The 15424-nt window shown below is 43.3% G+C and carries 11 protein-coding genes and 1 pseudogene; 8 read left to right on the forward strand and 4 right to left on the reverse strand.

Annotation, left to right across the window (positions count from 1 at the left end; all coding sequences use genetic code 11):
- Positions 1-34: 34 nt before the first annotated feature.
- From ACN222_RS23000 to ACN222_RS23025, 6 genes and pseudogenes are all read left to right on the forward strand, one after another.
- Positions 35-709 carry a hypothetical protein gene (locus tag ACN222_RS23000; RefSeq protein ID WP_044522249.1) on the forward strand — a complete coding sequence of 225 codons (675 nt, stop codon included), beginning with the start codon at positions 35-37 and terminating at the stop codon, positions 707-709.
- Positions 706-2556, forward strand: a complete 1851-nt coding sequence (locus ACN222_RS23005; protein ID WP_419756877.1) for a type I restriction endonuclease subunit R — start codon at positions 706-708, stop codon at positions 2554-2556. Before ACN222_RS23000 ends, ACN222_RS23005 begins: the two co-directional genes overlap by 4 nt.
- An 82-nt stretch (positions 2557-2638) precedes the next feature.
- Positions 2639-2740: pseudogene (locus ACN222_RS23010) on the forward strand (type I restriction enzyme subunit R domain-containing protein); the annotation flags it as partial.
- Positions 2735-3598, forward strand: coding sequence for a type I restriction enzyme endonuclease domain-containing protein (locus ACN222_RS23015; protein ID WP_419756909.1), 864 nt, complete (start codon positions 2735-2737; stop codon positions 3596-3598). The pseudogene ACN222_RS23010 and the gene ACN222_RS23015, both read left to right, overlap by 6 nt.
- On the forward strand, positions 3576-3743 hold the full coding sequence (locus tag ACN222_RS23020; protein ID WP_010998736.1) for a type I restriction enzyme endonuclease domain-containing protein: 168 nt from the start codon (positions 3576-3578) through the stop codon (positions 3741-3743). Before ACN222_RS23015 ends, ACN222_RS23020 begins: the two co-directional genes overlap by 23 nt.
- A gap of 211 nt (positions 3744-3954) precedes the next feature.
- On the forward strand, positions 3955-6270 hold the full coding sequence (locus tag ACN222_RS23025) for a hypothetical protein (protein ID WP_010998737.1): 2316 nt from the start codon (positions 3955-3957) through the stop codon (positions 6268-6270).
- Between the two features lie 151 nt (positions 6271-6421).
- Here ACN222_RS23025 and gcvP read toward each other — a convergent pair whose 3' ends face one another.
- The 3 genes from gcvP to gcvT all read right to left on the reverse strand — a co-directional run bounded on the left by gcvP (position 6422) and on the right by gcvT (position 11358).
- Positions 6422-9373: an aminomethyl-transferring glycine dehydrogenase gene (gene gcvP, locus ACN222_RS23030; RefSeq protein ID WP_010998738.1), complete on the reverse strand. Its 2952-nt coding sequence runs from the start codon at positions 9371-9373 to the stop codon at positions 6422-6424.
- A gap of 272 nt (positions 9374-9645) precedes the next feature.
- Positions 9646-10038, reverse strand: coding sequence for a glycine cleavage system protein GcvH (gene gcvH, locus ACN222_RS23035; RefSeq protein WP_010998739.1), 393 nt, complete (start codon positions 10036-10038; stop codon positions 9646-9648).
- A 189-nt stretch (positions 10039-10227) separates the two neighbouring features.
- A complete protein-coding gene (gcvT, locus tag ACN222_RS23040) occupies positions 10228-11358 on the reverse strand; it encodes a glycine cleavage system aminomethyltransferase GcvT (RefSeq protein WP_010998740.1) in 1131 nt (376 codons plus the stop codon).
- A 176-nt stretch (positions 11359-11534) separates the two neighbouring features.
- Here gcvT and ACN222_RS23045 point away from each other — a divergent pair, with 176 nt between their 5' ends.
- The gene (locus ACN222_RS23045; protein WP_010998741.1) at positions 11535-12029 is read left to right on the forward strand and encodes a pentapeptide repeat-containing protein; all 495 of its coding nucleotides are present in this window, start codon (positions 11535-11537) and stop codon (positions 12027-12029) included.
- A 288-nt stretch (positions 12030-12317) separates the two neighbouring features.
- Positions 12318-13112 (forward strand): DUF2993 domain-containing protein, encoded by a 795-nt coding sequence (locus ACN222_RS23050; protein ID WP_010998742.1) that lies wholly within the window; start codon positions 12318-12320, stop codon positions 13110-13112.
- A gap of 304 nt (positions 13113-13416) precedes the next feature.
- Here ACN222_RS23050 and ilvB read toward each other — a convergent pair whose 3' ends face one another.
- Complete coding sequence (ilvB, locus tag ACN222_RS23055) at positions 13417-15315, reverse strand: biosynthetic-type acetolactate synthase large subunit (RefSeq protein WP_010998744.1); 1899 nt, start codon at positions 15313-15315, stop codon at positions 13417-13419.
- Positions 15316-15424 lie beyond the last annotated feature (109 nt).

Here is a 15424-nt window from a genome sequence, read left to right on the forward strand (position 1 = left end):
AGAAATTATCGATAGGAGACTAAGTTTATCCACATTGCGTATTTTTAATAATGCCAGAATTAGGTTGAATGGAAATGGTTTGTTATCAGATAGGCTAGGCTGTAAACTAGAAATCATTGAAAAAATTTTAGAATATAATGATCTAAATAAATTCAATCTTATAATTGGTGAAATTGTTCCAATTTCTGTGATTGGCAAATTACGTGAATTAAATGATGAAAGAAATTCCTTTTCGCATATTGCAGCTTTAGAAGAATCTCAAGCTGAAGATAAATACAATTTACTTATATCGAAAGTCATAGATTTGCTTTTTGAAGTAAAGAAGCTAGAGTCTATATCATTAATTCAATATAAAAATACTCTCAGTAACATTACTGATATAAGATTTTTAAAATTCGATGGGCATTCATTAAAGAAAAGAAATCATGACTTAATTGTAGACAATAATTTTATACGAACAAATATCGATAATTTGAATGAATATCGGTTGTTTTGTAAGTTCATAGCCAACAATCAAATTATTTGCTTATCTCCTTTTGCTTATGGTTATCTTCACAATGGATACCCTCATATTCTTTTCTACAAGAAACAAGCAGAAGAACCAAACTATTTTATATTTGAAGTGATTGCTGACCAACCCCGCGAAATTAAAATAGAACGGAATATTTTTGATGTATCAATTCAAATACTTGAATCTTTACTATTATGAAATACCTCACCGAAGACGAAATCGAACAATACCAACTTCAACTTTTGCAAAACCTTGGTTATAGCTACAGCAACGGCTACGACATCCAACCAGAAGGCATCAAGCAAGAGCGAGAAAGCTTCGGTGAAGTAATTTTAAAACATAGACTCCCACAGGCAATATCACGAATTAACCCCACCATTCCCCATGATGCCCAATATCAGGCACAACGGGAAATATTTAATATTGCTAGTTCCGACCTACTCAACAACAACGAAATATTCCATAAATACCTCACAGAAGGCATCACCGTTGAATATCAAAAAAACGGCGAAACCAGAGGCGAACCTGTTAAATTAATTGACTGGGAACACCCCGAAAATAACGAATTTCTCGCCGTCAACCAATTTACAGTAATTGAAGACAACCATAACCACCGCCCCGATATTGTCCTGTTCATTAACGGCTTACCCCTCGTCGTCATCGAACTAAAAAACGCCGCCAATGAAAAAGCCAATCTTAACGCCGCCTATAACCAACTCCAAACCTATAAACGCAGAATCCCTAGCCTATTTACCTACAATGCCCTATTAGTAATTTCAGATGGGCTATCCGCCCGTGCTGGTTCACTTACGGCTGGGTTTAACCGCTTCTCCACATGGAAAAACCCCACAGGCGAAAACCAGATAAACGAACTAGAAATTTTAACTAATGGGCTACTCAACAAGCAAACTTTACTAGATTTAATTCGTCACTTCACTGTATTTGAAAAGTCCAAAACAGAAGACCTGAAAACAGGCATAGTTAGCATTACCACCATTAAAAAAATCGCCGCCTATCATCAATATTACGCCGTTAATAAAGCCGTCGAATCTATTATTAATGCCTCATCCCAAGAAGGCGCACGCAAAGGCGGTGTACTTTGGCATACCCAAGGAAGCGGTAAATCCCTTTCAATGGTATTTCTGGCAGGAAAACTGGTTTTAAACGAAAACCTCCAGAACCCCACCATTGTCATGTTGACAGATCGCAATGACTTAGATGATCAACTATTTGATACCTTCGCAGGTTGTCAGCAACTCCTCAGACAAGACCCCCAACAAGCAGGAGATAGAGAACAAGTCCGCCAATTACTTAACACCAACTCAGGCGGCATCATATTTACCACCGTCCAGAAATTTTCCCCTGCTGATGGCGAAACCCTCTATCCCCAAATCAGCCCTCGCCCTAATATCATTGTCCTGGCTGATGAAGCCCACCGCAGCCAATACGGTTTCACAGCTAAACAAGTTAATGTCCTTGATGCTGAAGGTAACGTGATTGGTAAACGCACCAAATACGGCTTTGCAAAATATATTAGACAAGCCTTACCCAATGCTACCTTTGTCGGCTTCACAGGTACACCCGTAGAACAAACCGACAAAAACACCCCCGCCATTTTTGGTGAATATATCGACATCTACGACATCTCCCAAGCCGTCAAAGATGGGGCAACCGTGCCGATTTATTACGAAAGCCGCTTAGTACAAGTTGATTTAGACGCAGCAGGTAGACAACTCCTAGATGAACTAGACGAAGACCTGAGCTTTGAAGACCTCAGCACCACCCAAAAAGCCAAAGCTAAACAAACCAAACTTGAGGCGATTGTTGGTTCTACTAAAAGAATAAGACAGATTGCCCAAGATATTGTCACCCACTTTGAGGCACGGCAACAGGTAAACAAAGGCAAAGCCATGATTGTCACCATGAGCCGCCAAATCGCCGTTAATCTCTACGATGCCATAATTCAACTCCGCCCTGATTGGCACAGTGAGGATCTCAACTTAGGCAAAATCAAAGTTGTAATTACTACCCTCTGCCGCCGATGAAGGTAATTTAGTTAAACATCACACCAGTAAAGCCCAACGTCAAAACCTCGCCCAACGCCTCAAAGACCCCGAAAACTCCCTAGAATTAGCCATAGTCTGTGATATGTGGCTCACAGGCTTTGATGCCCCATGTCTGCACACTATGTATATTGATAAACCGCTTAAAAGTCATAATTTAATGCAAGCGATCGCCAGAATTAACCGCGTCTATTTTGAAAAAACAGGCGGTTTGATTGTGGACTATCTAGGACTAGCCACCGAACTCAAAAAAGCCCTATCCTTTTATTCTCAAAGTGGCGGTAAAGGCGACCTCACCCTCAATCAAGAAGTGGCGGTGGGACTACTCCTAGCCAAATTGGAAATCGTCGAGCAAATCATATCAGGCTTTACCTATCAGCATTATTTTGAGGCTGACACTGGCGAAAAATTGAATATCCTCAAAAATGCCACTAACTACGTAGCTGCACCAAACATCAAAGATAGATTTCTCAGTGAAGTTATCGCCCTATCTAAAGCCCATTCTCTCGCCGTACCCCATCCCCAAGCGATCGCCGCATCAGAAACCATCTCATTTTTCCAAGCCATCCAAGCCAGCCTCAGAAAACTAGAAGGAAGTGGTGATAGTGGTGGACTCAGCAACCAAGACATCGAAACCGCCATCCGTCAAGTCGTAGATCAAGCCTTGGTATCCGATGCCGTGATTAACATCTTTGATGAAGCAGGTATTAAAAATCCTGACATCTCCATCATCTCCGATGAATTTATGGCAGAAGTGCGGGGCATGGAACACCAAAACCTCGCGGTGGAACTGCTGCAAAAACTACTCAAGGATGAAGTTAAAACCCGCAGTCGCACAAATATTGTCCAAAGTCGTAAACTCTCAGAAATGTTGGAAGATGCCCTACGCCGCTATCGCAACCAAGTGATCAGCGTTACGGATATTTTAGAAGAACTGCTGGAACTAGCAAAAGATACCAAAGCTGCCAACGCCAGGGGTGAAGAACTGGGACTAGAACCCTATGAACTGGCCTTCCTTTTATGATGCACTGTCACAAAACCAAAGCGCACAGGATGTAATGGGTGTTGATAAACTGCGAGAATTAGCGATCGTTTTAGTAGATCGCATTCGCAAAAATGTTTCTATTGACTGGAATCTTAAAGTTAGAACAAGCCAAAGTTTTTACTGAATTTGCAGTCTCAATCAACACATAAAAGGATTTGGTTTAGTGCTTTCCGAGGTATACCATAAAATCACAAAAAAGCTTAAATACTGAGCGTAGTCACGATGTTCAAGCTAAAAATTATCTTCACCAAGGATGGGCGATTCGTCCATCCTTTATATTTATACTATTTCACTTGAATCATCCAAACAATTTCTCAAACCTTTAACTTTTGGTCATGAATAACCAAGCTGGAGACTTTTTCGAGGAACTACCGTTAATTTTAGCGGGGCCATTGCTACAACATACTGAAGCAAAATCAGTCACCGTACTGGTTGCACTGCAACAATCTTGTCGGGTAGAACTCAAAGTTTACGCAACAACAAATAATGGTGAAAGGTTAGGAAATTGTTTATTAGAAGGACAACGCTTAACGGTTGCTTTGGGCAAGTATCTGCACATTGTAGCGATTACAGCCGTGTCTCCCTTGGGAGAGAGTTTAATTAGCGATCGCATTTATGCTTATGACCTCCAGTTCGCCTGTGCTGACCAAACTTTGCTAACTCTAGAACAAGCATTATCTTCAAATCGCTTTCCCCAAGTTAGTATTAGTTACTTTGAGCATCAAAAACCAACTTTTGTGCTTCCTCCAGATTCGTTGGCAGATTTGCATATTATCCATGCTTCTTGTCGCAAACCCCACGGACACGGAATAGATGCCTTACCCTTACTCGATGCTCTCATTGCCTCAGCCGCCAAGCAACCCCGTAGCCGTCCTCATCAGTTATTCCTCACAGGTGACCAAATCTATGGTGATGATGTTGCAGATCCGTTTTTATGGGTCGCCAGTCATCTTGGTGATGCCCTGCTTGGTTGGGAAGAAAGACTTCCTGTAGGTGAAGGTTATCGCACTCCCAAAGAACTAGCCCCAGGAGAACGGGCAAAAGTGGCCACTGAGGAAGCAATGCTGACAGCTGGATTGCATAATAAATCAGAGAAAGTTTCCAGTCATTTGTTTAGTTTGGGGGAATATTACGCCGCTTATTTACTAGCTTGGTCGCCTGTGTGCTGGCCAGATGCCTTTCCCCCCGGAAAATGGGTCACAAGCGATCGCCAAGCCCTAAAAATTTGGGATCAGTCTGTAGCTGATTTACGACAATTAATTTACACACTGGGACAAGTGCGGCGATCGCTGGCGAATATTCCCATGTACACCATCTTTGATGACCATGATGTCAGCGATGATTGGAACTTAAATCAAGCTTGGTGTTTACGAGTTTTGGGTAATCCTCTAGGACGGCGGACTGTACAAAATGCCTTGTTAGCATACAGTGTCTTTCAAGCTTGGGGGAATACGCCAGAGCAGTTTACAGATGGGCGATCTGGGGAAAAGTTGCTAGCGGCGGCGAAGAATTGGTCAGCATCAGCCGGGAAGAATGTTGAGGCTGATCAGGCGATCGCTCGTTATGTCGGGATGCCAAGCTGTAACCCCCACACAGGACTACCCAATTTTGTTTTAGAAGATGGCGTATTTATTCTGGAACGCCATCCCGAAACACTGACTTGGCACTACACCATCACCAGCAATTGTCATGAAGTCATAGTATTAGACACCCGTACATGGCGGGGCTACCCAGCCGACAAAAAACCAATTGCCCCACCGATGTTGTTATGTCCCCGTGCAATGAAACAACAACTGTTGCAACCATTACAAAAAACCGCAGACAAACAAAATCTCACCACCTTTGTGATTGCACCTACCAACGTATTTGGATTGCAAGCGATCGATTGGATTCATCATTGGCAGTTAAAGCGCGAAAAAGTTTTTTCTACAGATGTCGGTGATTCCTGGAATATCCATTTTGAAGCCTTAGCAAAACTCCTGACAACTTTATGTGAGCAACGCCAACAAGTCATCATTCTTTCTGGTGATATTCATTACAGTTGTGCCGCCCGCTTCTCTTATGGAGCAATTCCCCATTCACCACAGCAATCTGTCATAGTCCAGTTAACCGCCAGTGCTTTGAAAAATGAAGAGACGCTCACTAAAATAATCCATACACGATTAAAACAATGGCTTTTGCCAGAAAAAATTCGCCGTTGGCTAGGCTGGAATCAACCACCCAATATGCTGGAAGTTACCGCAAAACGGTTACACCGCCGCCAAGCACTAACTAATCCTGATTGGCATTGTGTACTGGAGTGGATACCGCGACAACCCACCCAAAATTTTTATCACCAATTGGATATGTCTACTTTCATTACCCCCAAAAACCGCCGAAATCTACGCTGGCAATGGTTAAAACCCCTGAAATTTTGGCAATCTCCCTGGTTCCAAGATGGACGAGAAGTAGTTGGGTTGAACAATTTAGCATTTGTTCACTTTGAGCTATCTGGTAATAGTAATTCTTATCAAGTCATTCAGGATACTTATTGGTTTTCTTCTACGTCTACAACGCAAATTGTTTACAGTCGCTTTGCCACTGATTTGCAACCAAATCAGTACTTGTTAAATGAATTTTTGATTATAGGGAGTCAACCAATTCACAATTAAAAATAGCCTACATCTGGGCTAAAGCCTACAAAATCCAAAGTTAAATAAGTTTGGGGTGGGCAGGTTTCCACCCCACAAAAATTTTATTTTTGGCTAATGTGCAGGCTAATTGAGCAACGGCTTATAACAATTCTCTTTGCTTAATTACCAATTAGTTATAAGCATCCATTGGCAGGCAAGAACAAACAAAATTCCTATCCCCAAAAGCTGCGTCAATTCTGCCTACACTCGGCCAGAATTTATGCTCCCTTGTCCAAGGCGCGGGATAAGCCGCCTGTTCACGGGAATAAGGATGAGGCCATTCCCCAACAATCAAACTTTCAACTGTATGGGGGGCATTTTTCAAGGAATTATCTTGAATATCTACCTTACCTGCTTCAATGTCGGCGATTTCTTGACGAATAGCAATCAGCGCCTCACAAAAACGATCTAATTCTGCTTGAGACTCGCTTTCTGTGGGTTCCACCATGATTGTACCTGCCACAGGCCAGGAGACAGTCGGGGCATGGAAACCGTAGTCTATAAGACGCTTGGCTATATCATCAATTTCGATGTTTGCTGATTTTTTGAGGGCGCGCAAATCTAAAATACACTCATGGGCAACTAGGCCATTTTGCCCTTTGTACAACACAGGATAGTAAGCTGCCAATTTCTTAGCGATGTAATTAGCATTGAGAATTGCCACCTTGGTTGCTTGCGTCAACCCATCCGCCCCCATCATGACAATATACATCCAAGAAATCACCAAAATACTAGCACTTCCCCAAGGTGCAGCAGCTACAGCACCGATATTTTGAGGATTTTTCCCACTCTCCAAAACAGGATGTCCTGGTAAAAACGGTACAAGATGGGATGCAACGCCAATCGGCCCCATACCAGGGCCACCACCACCGTGAGGAATACAGAAGGTTTTGTGCAAGTTCAAATGACAAACATCCGCGCCAATATCCCCTGGACGACAGATACCCACTTGGGCATTCATATTTGCCCCATCCATATAAACTTGACCGCCATGACTATGAATCACAGCACAAATTTCTTGAATTCCTGCCTCAAACACACCATGAGTTGAGGGATAAGTCACCATCAAAGCCGCCAGTTCATGGCTGTGTTTTTCTGCCTTGGCTTTGAGGTCATCAATATCAATATTACCTCCGGCATCACAGGCAACAGCTACAACCTTCATGCCACACATCACCGCACTTGCTGGGTTTGTCCCGTGTGCGGAATTAGGAATTAAACACACATTGCGGTGTGTTTCTCCCCGACTTTGGTGATACTGACGAATTACCAAAAGTCCTGTATATTCCCCTTGAGAACCAGCATTGGGTTGCAGCGAAACCCCAGCAAATCCAGTAATTTCCCCTAACCACGCCTCAAGTTGTTGGAAGAGAATTTGATAACCCCGCGTTTGGGTTAAGGGCGCAAAAGGATGTATTCTGCCAAATTCTTCCCAAGTTACGGGAATCATCTCCGATGTAGCGTTTAACTTCATCGTGCAGGAACCCAAGGGAATCATCGAAGTAGTTAACGACAAATCTTTAGTTTCCAGCCTGTGTAGATAACGCAATAACTCAGTTTCTGAGTGATAACGGTTGAAGACGGGGTGTGTTAAGTAACTGCTTTGACGGCTAAAGGGTTCATCTTTTAAAGATGATTGCTGAATTATCCAGTCAAACTCTTGCACATTTAAAACAAATGGCAACTCATCCGTTCCCGCAAATATCCGGCATATATCCTTGACATCTTCGAGAGTTGTAGTTTCGTCAAGAGATATTCCCACTGTGGATGTATCCACAATCCTCAAATTAATTCGGTAAGCTTCAGCCGCTTCTAGAATTTCTTGGAGGGGTTTTTCCCCCAACTTTATCTGCAATGTATCAAAGAAAGATTGAGACGTGATTGTATAACCTAGTCGCTGCAACCACACTCCTAAGACCAGAGTCAGGTGATGTATTCTCTCGGCAATTTGCTTGAGTCCTTCTGGCCCGTGATACACAGCGTACATACTCGCCATCACTGCCAGCAATACCTGTGCTGTACAAATATTACTCGTAGCTTTTTCACGACGAATATGTTGTTCGCGGGTTTGCAAAGCCAGACGCAGGGCAGTTTTACCGTGGACATCTTTAGATACCCCCACAATGCGCCCTGGAACTTGCCGCTTGTACTCTTCTTTGGTTGCAAAATATGCCGCATGGGGGCCGCCGAACCCCAAGGGAATACCGAAGCGTTGGGTGCTACCTACGGCAATATCAGCCCCAAACTCACCAGGAGGGGTAAGTAAAGTTAAACTTAATGGGTCTGCGGCTACAGTTACCAATGCACCTTGAGCATGAGATGTTTCAATAAAAGCTCGGTAGTCGTAGATTGTGCCATCACTGGCGGGATATTGTAAAACTGCACCAAAAATCGGTTTATCAAAATCAAATGTCTGGTGATCCCCGATAATAATCTCAATCCCTAAGGGTTTAGCCCGTGTTTGTAAAACGTCGATGATTTGGGGATGACAATCATGAGAGACAAAATAAGCATTGGCCTTATTTTTGCTCACACCGTAACTCATACTCATGGCTTCGGCGGCGGCTGTTGCTTCATCAAGTAGGGAAGCATTGGCAATTTCCAACCCTGTTAGATCGATAATCATGGTTTGGAAATTAAGCAGTGCTTCTAGTCGCCCTTGGGCAATCTCCGGCTGATAGGGAGTATAGGCAGTATACCAACCAGGGTTTTCTAAGATATTACGCCCGATGACTGAAGGAGTAATCGTATCGTAATATCCCATACCAATGTATGAGCGAAACACCTGATTTTTAGAGGCAATTTGTTTTAACTTTGCCAAGGCTGCATACTCAGTTTGTGCTTCTGGCAACTGTAGCTGTTCATGCAGCCTGATTGCGCTTGGTACTGTTTTCTCAATCAAGTCATCTAGACTAGAAAATCCCAGCACATCAAGCATTTGTTGAATATCTGCCGATGATGGGCCTATATGTCTTTGTATAAAATTATTTAAATCTTGTTTCCTTTCGTCTAGCTGTAGACTAGCACCTACGGTAGAGTGAGCTTCATCGCTAGACTGAGGAATAGAGGCATAAGATACCACTAAATTAAACTCCAGAAGTAACTATTTAATATTTTGCAACAAATACCCCTGAAAGGTAGGGGTATTTTGTAAACTCTTGAATGATTTATCAATAATCATTGAGATGAGGCGTGCTGGGTAATGAGTGCTGTAAAGCTTTGCGGGTATAGCTTCTCTACGAGAATCTACGCGAACGCTTAGAGCAATAGCGGGGTGTTTATCTAGTGTTGAGTAAGGAGTTTTTCTCCTGCTTCTTTGCTCCTAGTCACCAGTACTCAGTCCCCAAAACCCAGCTACTCGCCTTCTACCTCAGCACGATATTCATCCGCCGTCAAAGCATCATTTACTTCGTCAGGATCATTCACACGCACCTTCAAGAACCAACCTTCACCGTAGGGATCATCTGCAACCGCTTCGGGCGATTCAACCAAAATTTCGTTGCGTTCTACAACTGTTCCGGTGATTGGTGCGTTCAAGTTTTCGACGGCTTTGACTGATTCAATTGAACCAAAAGTGTCTCCTTTTGTTAGTAAATCGCCAATGTCTGGCAGTTCTAGAAAAACCACATCACCCAATTGATCTACAGCAAATTCTGTAATACCGATAGTAGCGATTTCGCCATCTAGTCTCACGTATTCATGAGTATCCAAATATCTTAAATCTTGAGGGTATTCAAACGACGACATTTCTTTTCCTCTTAAAATATCAAAAAATTAGTGTCCCAAAGTAATCAAGACCATATTTAGTTAATAACCATACTGTGATTGAGTATCTTACAACACATTCAGTAGGTCAACATTGGTTTTTAGATTGGGGGCTGGAGATAGGCCAAATTTTCCCTCTTCAACCCCTTTGCTTACCCTAATCACGATTTTCTAACCCTTATTACTTGAACGATAAAAGGGTCGCTTAACTACAACAGCTGGGTATGCTTTACCACGAATTTCGACTTCTAGCGGTTGACCAACTTTCGCTAGTTTGCTAGGGACGTAGGCTAAAGCAACAGGATAACCCAGTGTAGGTGATAGAGTGCCGCTAGTCACTCCGCCTACTACTTTACCGTCTGAGAGAACTTGGTAGCCATGACGGGCGATGTTACGTCCTTGGGTTTGCAAACCTATAAGTCGGCGTTGTACTCCTGTAGCCTTTTGTTGTTCTAAAACCGACCGACCAATAAAATCTCCTTTGGTATCCAAATGAACTAACCACCCTAACCCAGCTTCTAGAGGAGTGGTGTTGTCATCGATGTCTTGACCGTAAAGCGCCATAGCTGCTTCTAGCCTCAGGGTATCTCTTGCACCTAAGCCACAGGGAATGACACCTGCATCATATAAACTACGCCATAACTCTACCCCTACTTCTGGGTCTACCAAAATCTCAAAGCCATCTTCCCCGGTATAACCTGTACGGGCTATAAAACCTGCTTGACCTAGTACTGTTGCTTCTAGATGTCCAAAGGCTTTGATTGGTTGTAAGTTTTGCTGCACAAAAGGCTGGAGATAGCCGATAGCTTTTGGCCCTTGAATGGCGATTAAGACTTTTGCTGGTGATATGTCTTGGAATTGCACCTGATTTTGGTCGAGGTGTGACAGTATCCATGCTTTGTCTTTACTAGTGGTGGCTGCATTGACGATAATAAATGCCTGTTGTGTACCAGTGTTGTCTTCACCTTGGTAGTAGACAATAATATCGTCGATGATTCCTCCTTGGGGGTTTAACAACACGGTATATTGGGCTTGTCCTGGTTGCAACCTACTTAAATCTGAAGGAACTAAACCTTGGAGTTGAGAAATGAGGTTTTTACCTTGGAGGGTGAATTTACCCATGTGAGAAATGTCAAACATCCCAGCAGCGTTTCTTACTGCTTCGTGTTCGCGGGTGATCCCACTAAATTGTACTGGCATTTCCCACCCGCCAAAGCTGGTCAAGCGGGCTTTGAGTTCTACACCCAGTTGATACAAAGGGGTTCTCGCTAAGGTTTCGGCAGTATCTTTTTGATTAGCCACAGATAGTTTTGCTTATGCGATCGCACTTCAACATTTAATATCCTACGTGATGGTTTCAATTAATAGGGAGTAAGACATAGGGAATAATTTCTGACCCACTACTTCCCACTCTCTGCTCACCATTCCCCTTTAATGTTTAATAATGGTGGAGTGTTGAGATTTATTAAGAATACGTTATGAAAGATTGGCGAGTAGTGGTTAGTTTTGTCTTAGCAATGGTTTTATTTTTGTTTCCTGGGTCAGCCCAAGCTGCGAGTTCGTCTAGTATCACCCGTTCGGCTGGTGATGAACTGAAGGCAAAAGATTTCTCTGGTCAAAGTTTAATTGGTTCTGAGTTTACCAATGTAGATTTAGAAAATGCCAATTTTAGCAATGCTGACTTACGTGGTGGTGTGTTTAACGGGACTGTGCTGGAGGGGGTTAATTTGCATGGTGTGGATTTTAGTGAGGGCATAGCTTATCTGGCAAATTTTAAGAACGCTGATTTAAGCGATGCTATTTTAACTAATGCTATGATGCTGCGTTCTATTTTTGATAACGTTAATGTCACTGGGGCAGATTTTACTAATGCGGTTTTAGATATAACGCAAGTGAAAAAACTCTGTCTTAAGGCTAATGGCGTAAACTCTAAAACTGGTGTTGATACCCGTGAGTCTTTGGGTTGTCGCTAGGGCTGAGATTTTTTTTGGCTGAGTAGGAGATATTTCCTAGTTTCGCGCAAAGGCGCATACCACTAAGTAGGAATCCCCAGGGTAAGCACAAAGGTGTTATTAGCGTCTTTGCACTGTATGATTTTGTCTGCTTTTGCTGAGTAATCATGAAACTTTCACAAATGCTTTTTTTCGTCCATTATCAGCAAAATCAAGTCTTGGTATCAGCACAATGAATCACCAAGGGCTTGCTGAAATCTTCACATTTTGTTACAAGAGTACAAAGAACTTCTAGAGACCCACAACCAAATGTTCGGCGGACTTACTGGTTTACAAGATCCTAAAGGCACTGATTGGGGCGAGAGAATGCTCAATACAGTAGCCAGCCAAACGATTCGCCACCTGTTTTCCCAAAGCGAGTCAGTAGAAGTCTTTGTGCGCTGCTATCCCTCTAGCAAGCTGTTGCAAGGCAGCATTGATAGCTTCAAAATGAGCGGACGTGGCTTAGTCATCCGCAGAGAGTTTGCGGTAGAGGAGATGTCTTTTGAGACGGATGCCGTGTCTATTGACTTTGGTGCTGTTTTGAGTGGTAAGTTAAATCTTAAGCAACCAACACAAGCGATCGCGCAAGTAATTTTATCGGAAACTGGAATTAATCAAGCCTTTAAAGCTGAACTAGTACAGAAGCGGCTAGTCAACTTAACTTTACCCGCTTTAACTGAATTATCTGACGGTAAACCAGTTTCTTTTACTGAAGTTCAGGTACAACTATTACCCCAAAATAGCCTCAGACTGACAGCGCAGGCGGATTTAGGTAGCGGAGAACTGATCCCCATTAGCATGACTCTGACGGTGGCTGTGGAAAAGCGCCGCCGTATTTCTTTTAAAGATCCCAAAGTTGAACTTGGTGCTGTTCCCGAAACGCAACAAGAAATATCACAAACCTTGAGTCTAGCACTGGCGGAAATTTTAGATAATATGGTCGATTTAGACCGTTTTGACCTTGATGGTGTGAAAATGCGGCTGAACCGATTAGAAACCGAAGGAGACAGGTTAATTTTTAGTGGCTATGCAGAAATTGAACGGATTCCTCGTAGTGCTTGAAGATGAGGGAGGGGGGGAATAAATTCAAAATGAATAATATAGCTGAGACATTTTCTTAAATATAGCTGTCGCCAGTAGTGTTAGAACATCGATAGATGATACAACCTAGACACAACAAGACTTTTAACCCAGTCACCAGTCACCAGTCACCAGTCACCAGTCACCAGTCACCAGTCACCAGTCCCCAGTCCCCAGTCCCCAGTCCCCAGTCCCCAGCTATAGCGTTCCTCTGTGTTGAAAAAGAAAAAACGCAGAGTACATAAAACCCTGCGTCATCAAAATCACTTATATAACTGCAAATGAATTACAACTTAGTCCCACATTCAGAACAGAAATTGTGATTTGGTAAATTTGACGTGCCACAATGGCTGCAATAAACTGGTTCGACACTGGTCTTTGGTGGTTGCTTCGGTAAACCAATCATTTGAGCATTACTCTTACCAGGAGCTACCATAGGATAGCAATTCTCGTCTTTTGTGACGCGAACATCTAAAATAACTGGGCCATCGTAGGCTAACATTTGAGCGATCGCATCTTTCAATTGCTCTCTGTGAGTGACTACAATACCCTTAATGCCGTAGGCTTGTGCCAATAACTCTACATCTGGCATCCCTACTTCCATATTTGAGCAGGAGTAGCGCTCGCCGTGGAATGCTTGTTGCCATTGGCGTACCATCCCTTGCCAGCCGTTATTTAGAATTACAGTCTTGACATTTATCTTATATTGTGCAGCAGTACCAAGCTCTTGCAGACACATTTGGAAACTGGCATCACCGCTAATACAGATTACTTGTTCATCTGGGAAAGCTACTTTAGCGCCAATTGCGGCAGGTAAACCAAAACCCATAGTTCCCAAGCCTGCGCTAGAAATCCAACGCCGGGGGCCATTTTTGAGGAATTGGGCTGCCCACATTTGATGTTGACCAACATCAGTGGTGTAGAAGGCGTGGGGGGCTTGACTACCGACTTCCACAATCACTTCTTGTGGGGGAATGCTGTCTGGATGCTGGGGAACTACTAGGGGGTAATCCTCCCGCCAACGGTTAATTAAGTTAAGCCATTCTTGGTTTTGGTTGGGGGTAGTTTTGGCACTTGTTTGTTTGCAACGACGTAATAAATCAAGTAAGACTTTCCGCACATCGCCAACAATGGGGACTTCAGGAATGCGGTTTTTACCAACTTCGGCGGGGTCAATATCGATGTGAATGACTTTGGCACGAGAAGCAAACTCATCTAATTTGCCAGTAACACGGTCATCAAACCTAGCACCCACGCAAATCAATAAATCACAATCAGTCACAGCAAAGTTAGCGTAAGCTGTGCCGTGCATCCCCAACATCCCCAAGGATAAAGGATGGTGTTCATCAAAAGCCCCGATACCCATTAGGGTGGTAGTGACGGGGATATTAAATAACTCGGCGAGTTCTTGAATTTCTGCATGAGCGCCAGATGCGATCGCCCCACCACCAACGTATAGTAAAGGACGACGGCTTTCGCGGATCAATTCAATCGCGGCGTTAATTTGGCGTGGATTTCCCTTCACCGTGGGGCGATATCCGCGTAATTTAATTGAACCTGGTTCTACAGGTACATAATCAAATTGTTCAAAAGCCACATCTTTCGGCACATCAATCAACACTGGCCCTGGACGGCCTGTGCTGGCTATGTGGAATGCTTCTGCCACAATTCGCGCCATGTCTTGGGGGTCACGCACTACATAGGAGTGCTTAACAATGGGTAGAGTAATACCGTAGATATCGGTTTCTTGGAACGCATCTGTACCGATCATTTTCCGGGGTACTTGCCCAGTAACAATCACCATTGGAATTGAATCCATGTAGGCTGTAGCGATACCTGTTACCAAGTTAGTTGCCCCAGGCCCAGAAGTACCAAAGCATACACCTACTTTTCCGGTTGCACGAGCATAACCATCAGCAGCATGAGCTGCTCCTTGTTCGTGTCTCACTAGAATATGTTTAAGGCTGCCAGTTGCTTCCACCTTATACAGATCATCATAAATCGGCAGAATCGCCCCACCAGGATAACCAAAGATATACTCAACGCCGTGGCGCAGCAGGCTATCAAGTAGCGCGAAGCCACCAGTTACCCGTTGTGGTGTCACAACCACCGATGGCGAATTAACAGACTGAGTATGTTTCTCTGTTTGTGAGGGACTAGTCGGGGAAGGCAAGCTCACAGTCACGGTCAAACCTCAGATGATAGCTAAGTTAATGCGGGAATTCTGTAGTCAGTAATTCAATATTAATAGAAAAGTTCAATCAAATTATGAATTAAATTTCTTTCTTTAGTAT

Source organism: Anabaena sp. FACHB-595 (assembly GCF_048568275.1).
Lineage (GTDB): Bacteria > Cyanobacteriota > Cyanobacteriia > Cyanobacteriales > Nostocaceae > Trichormus.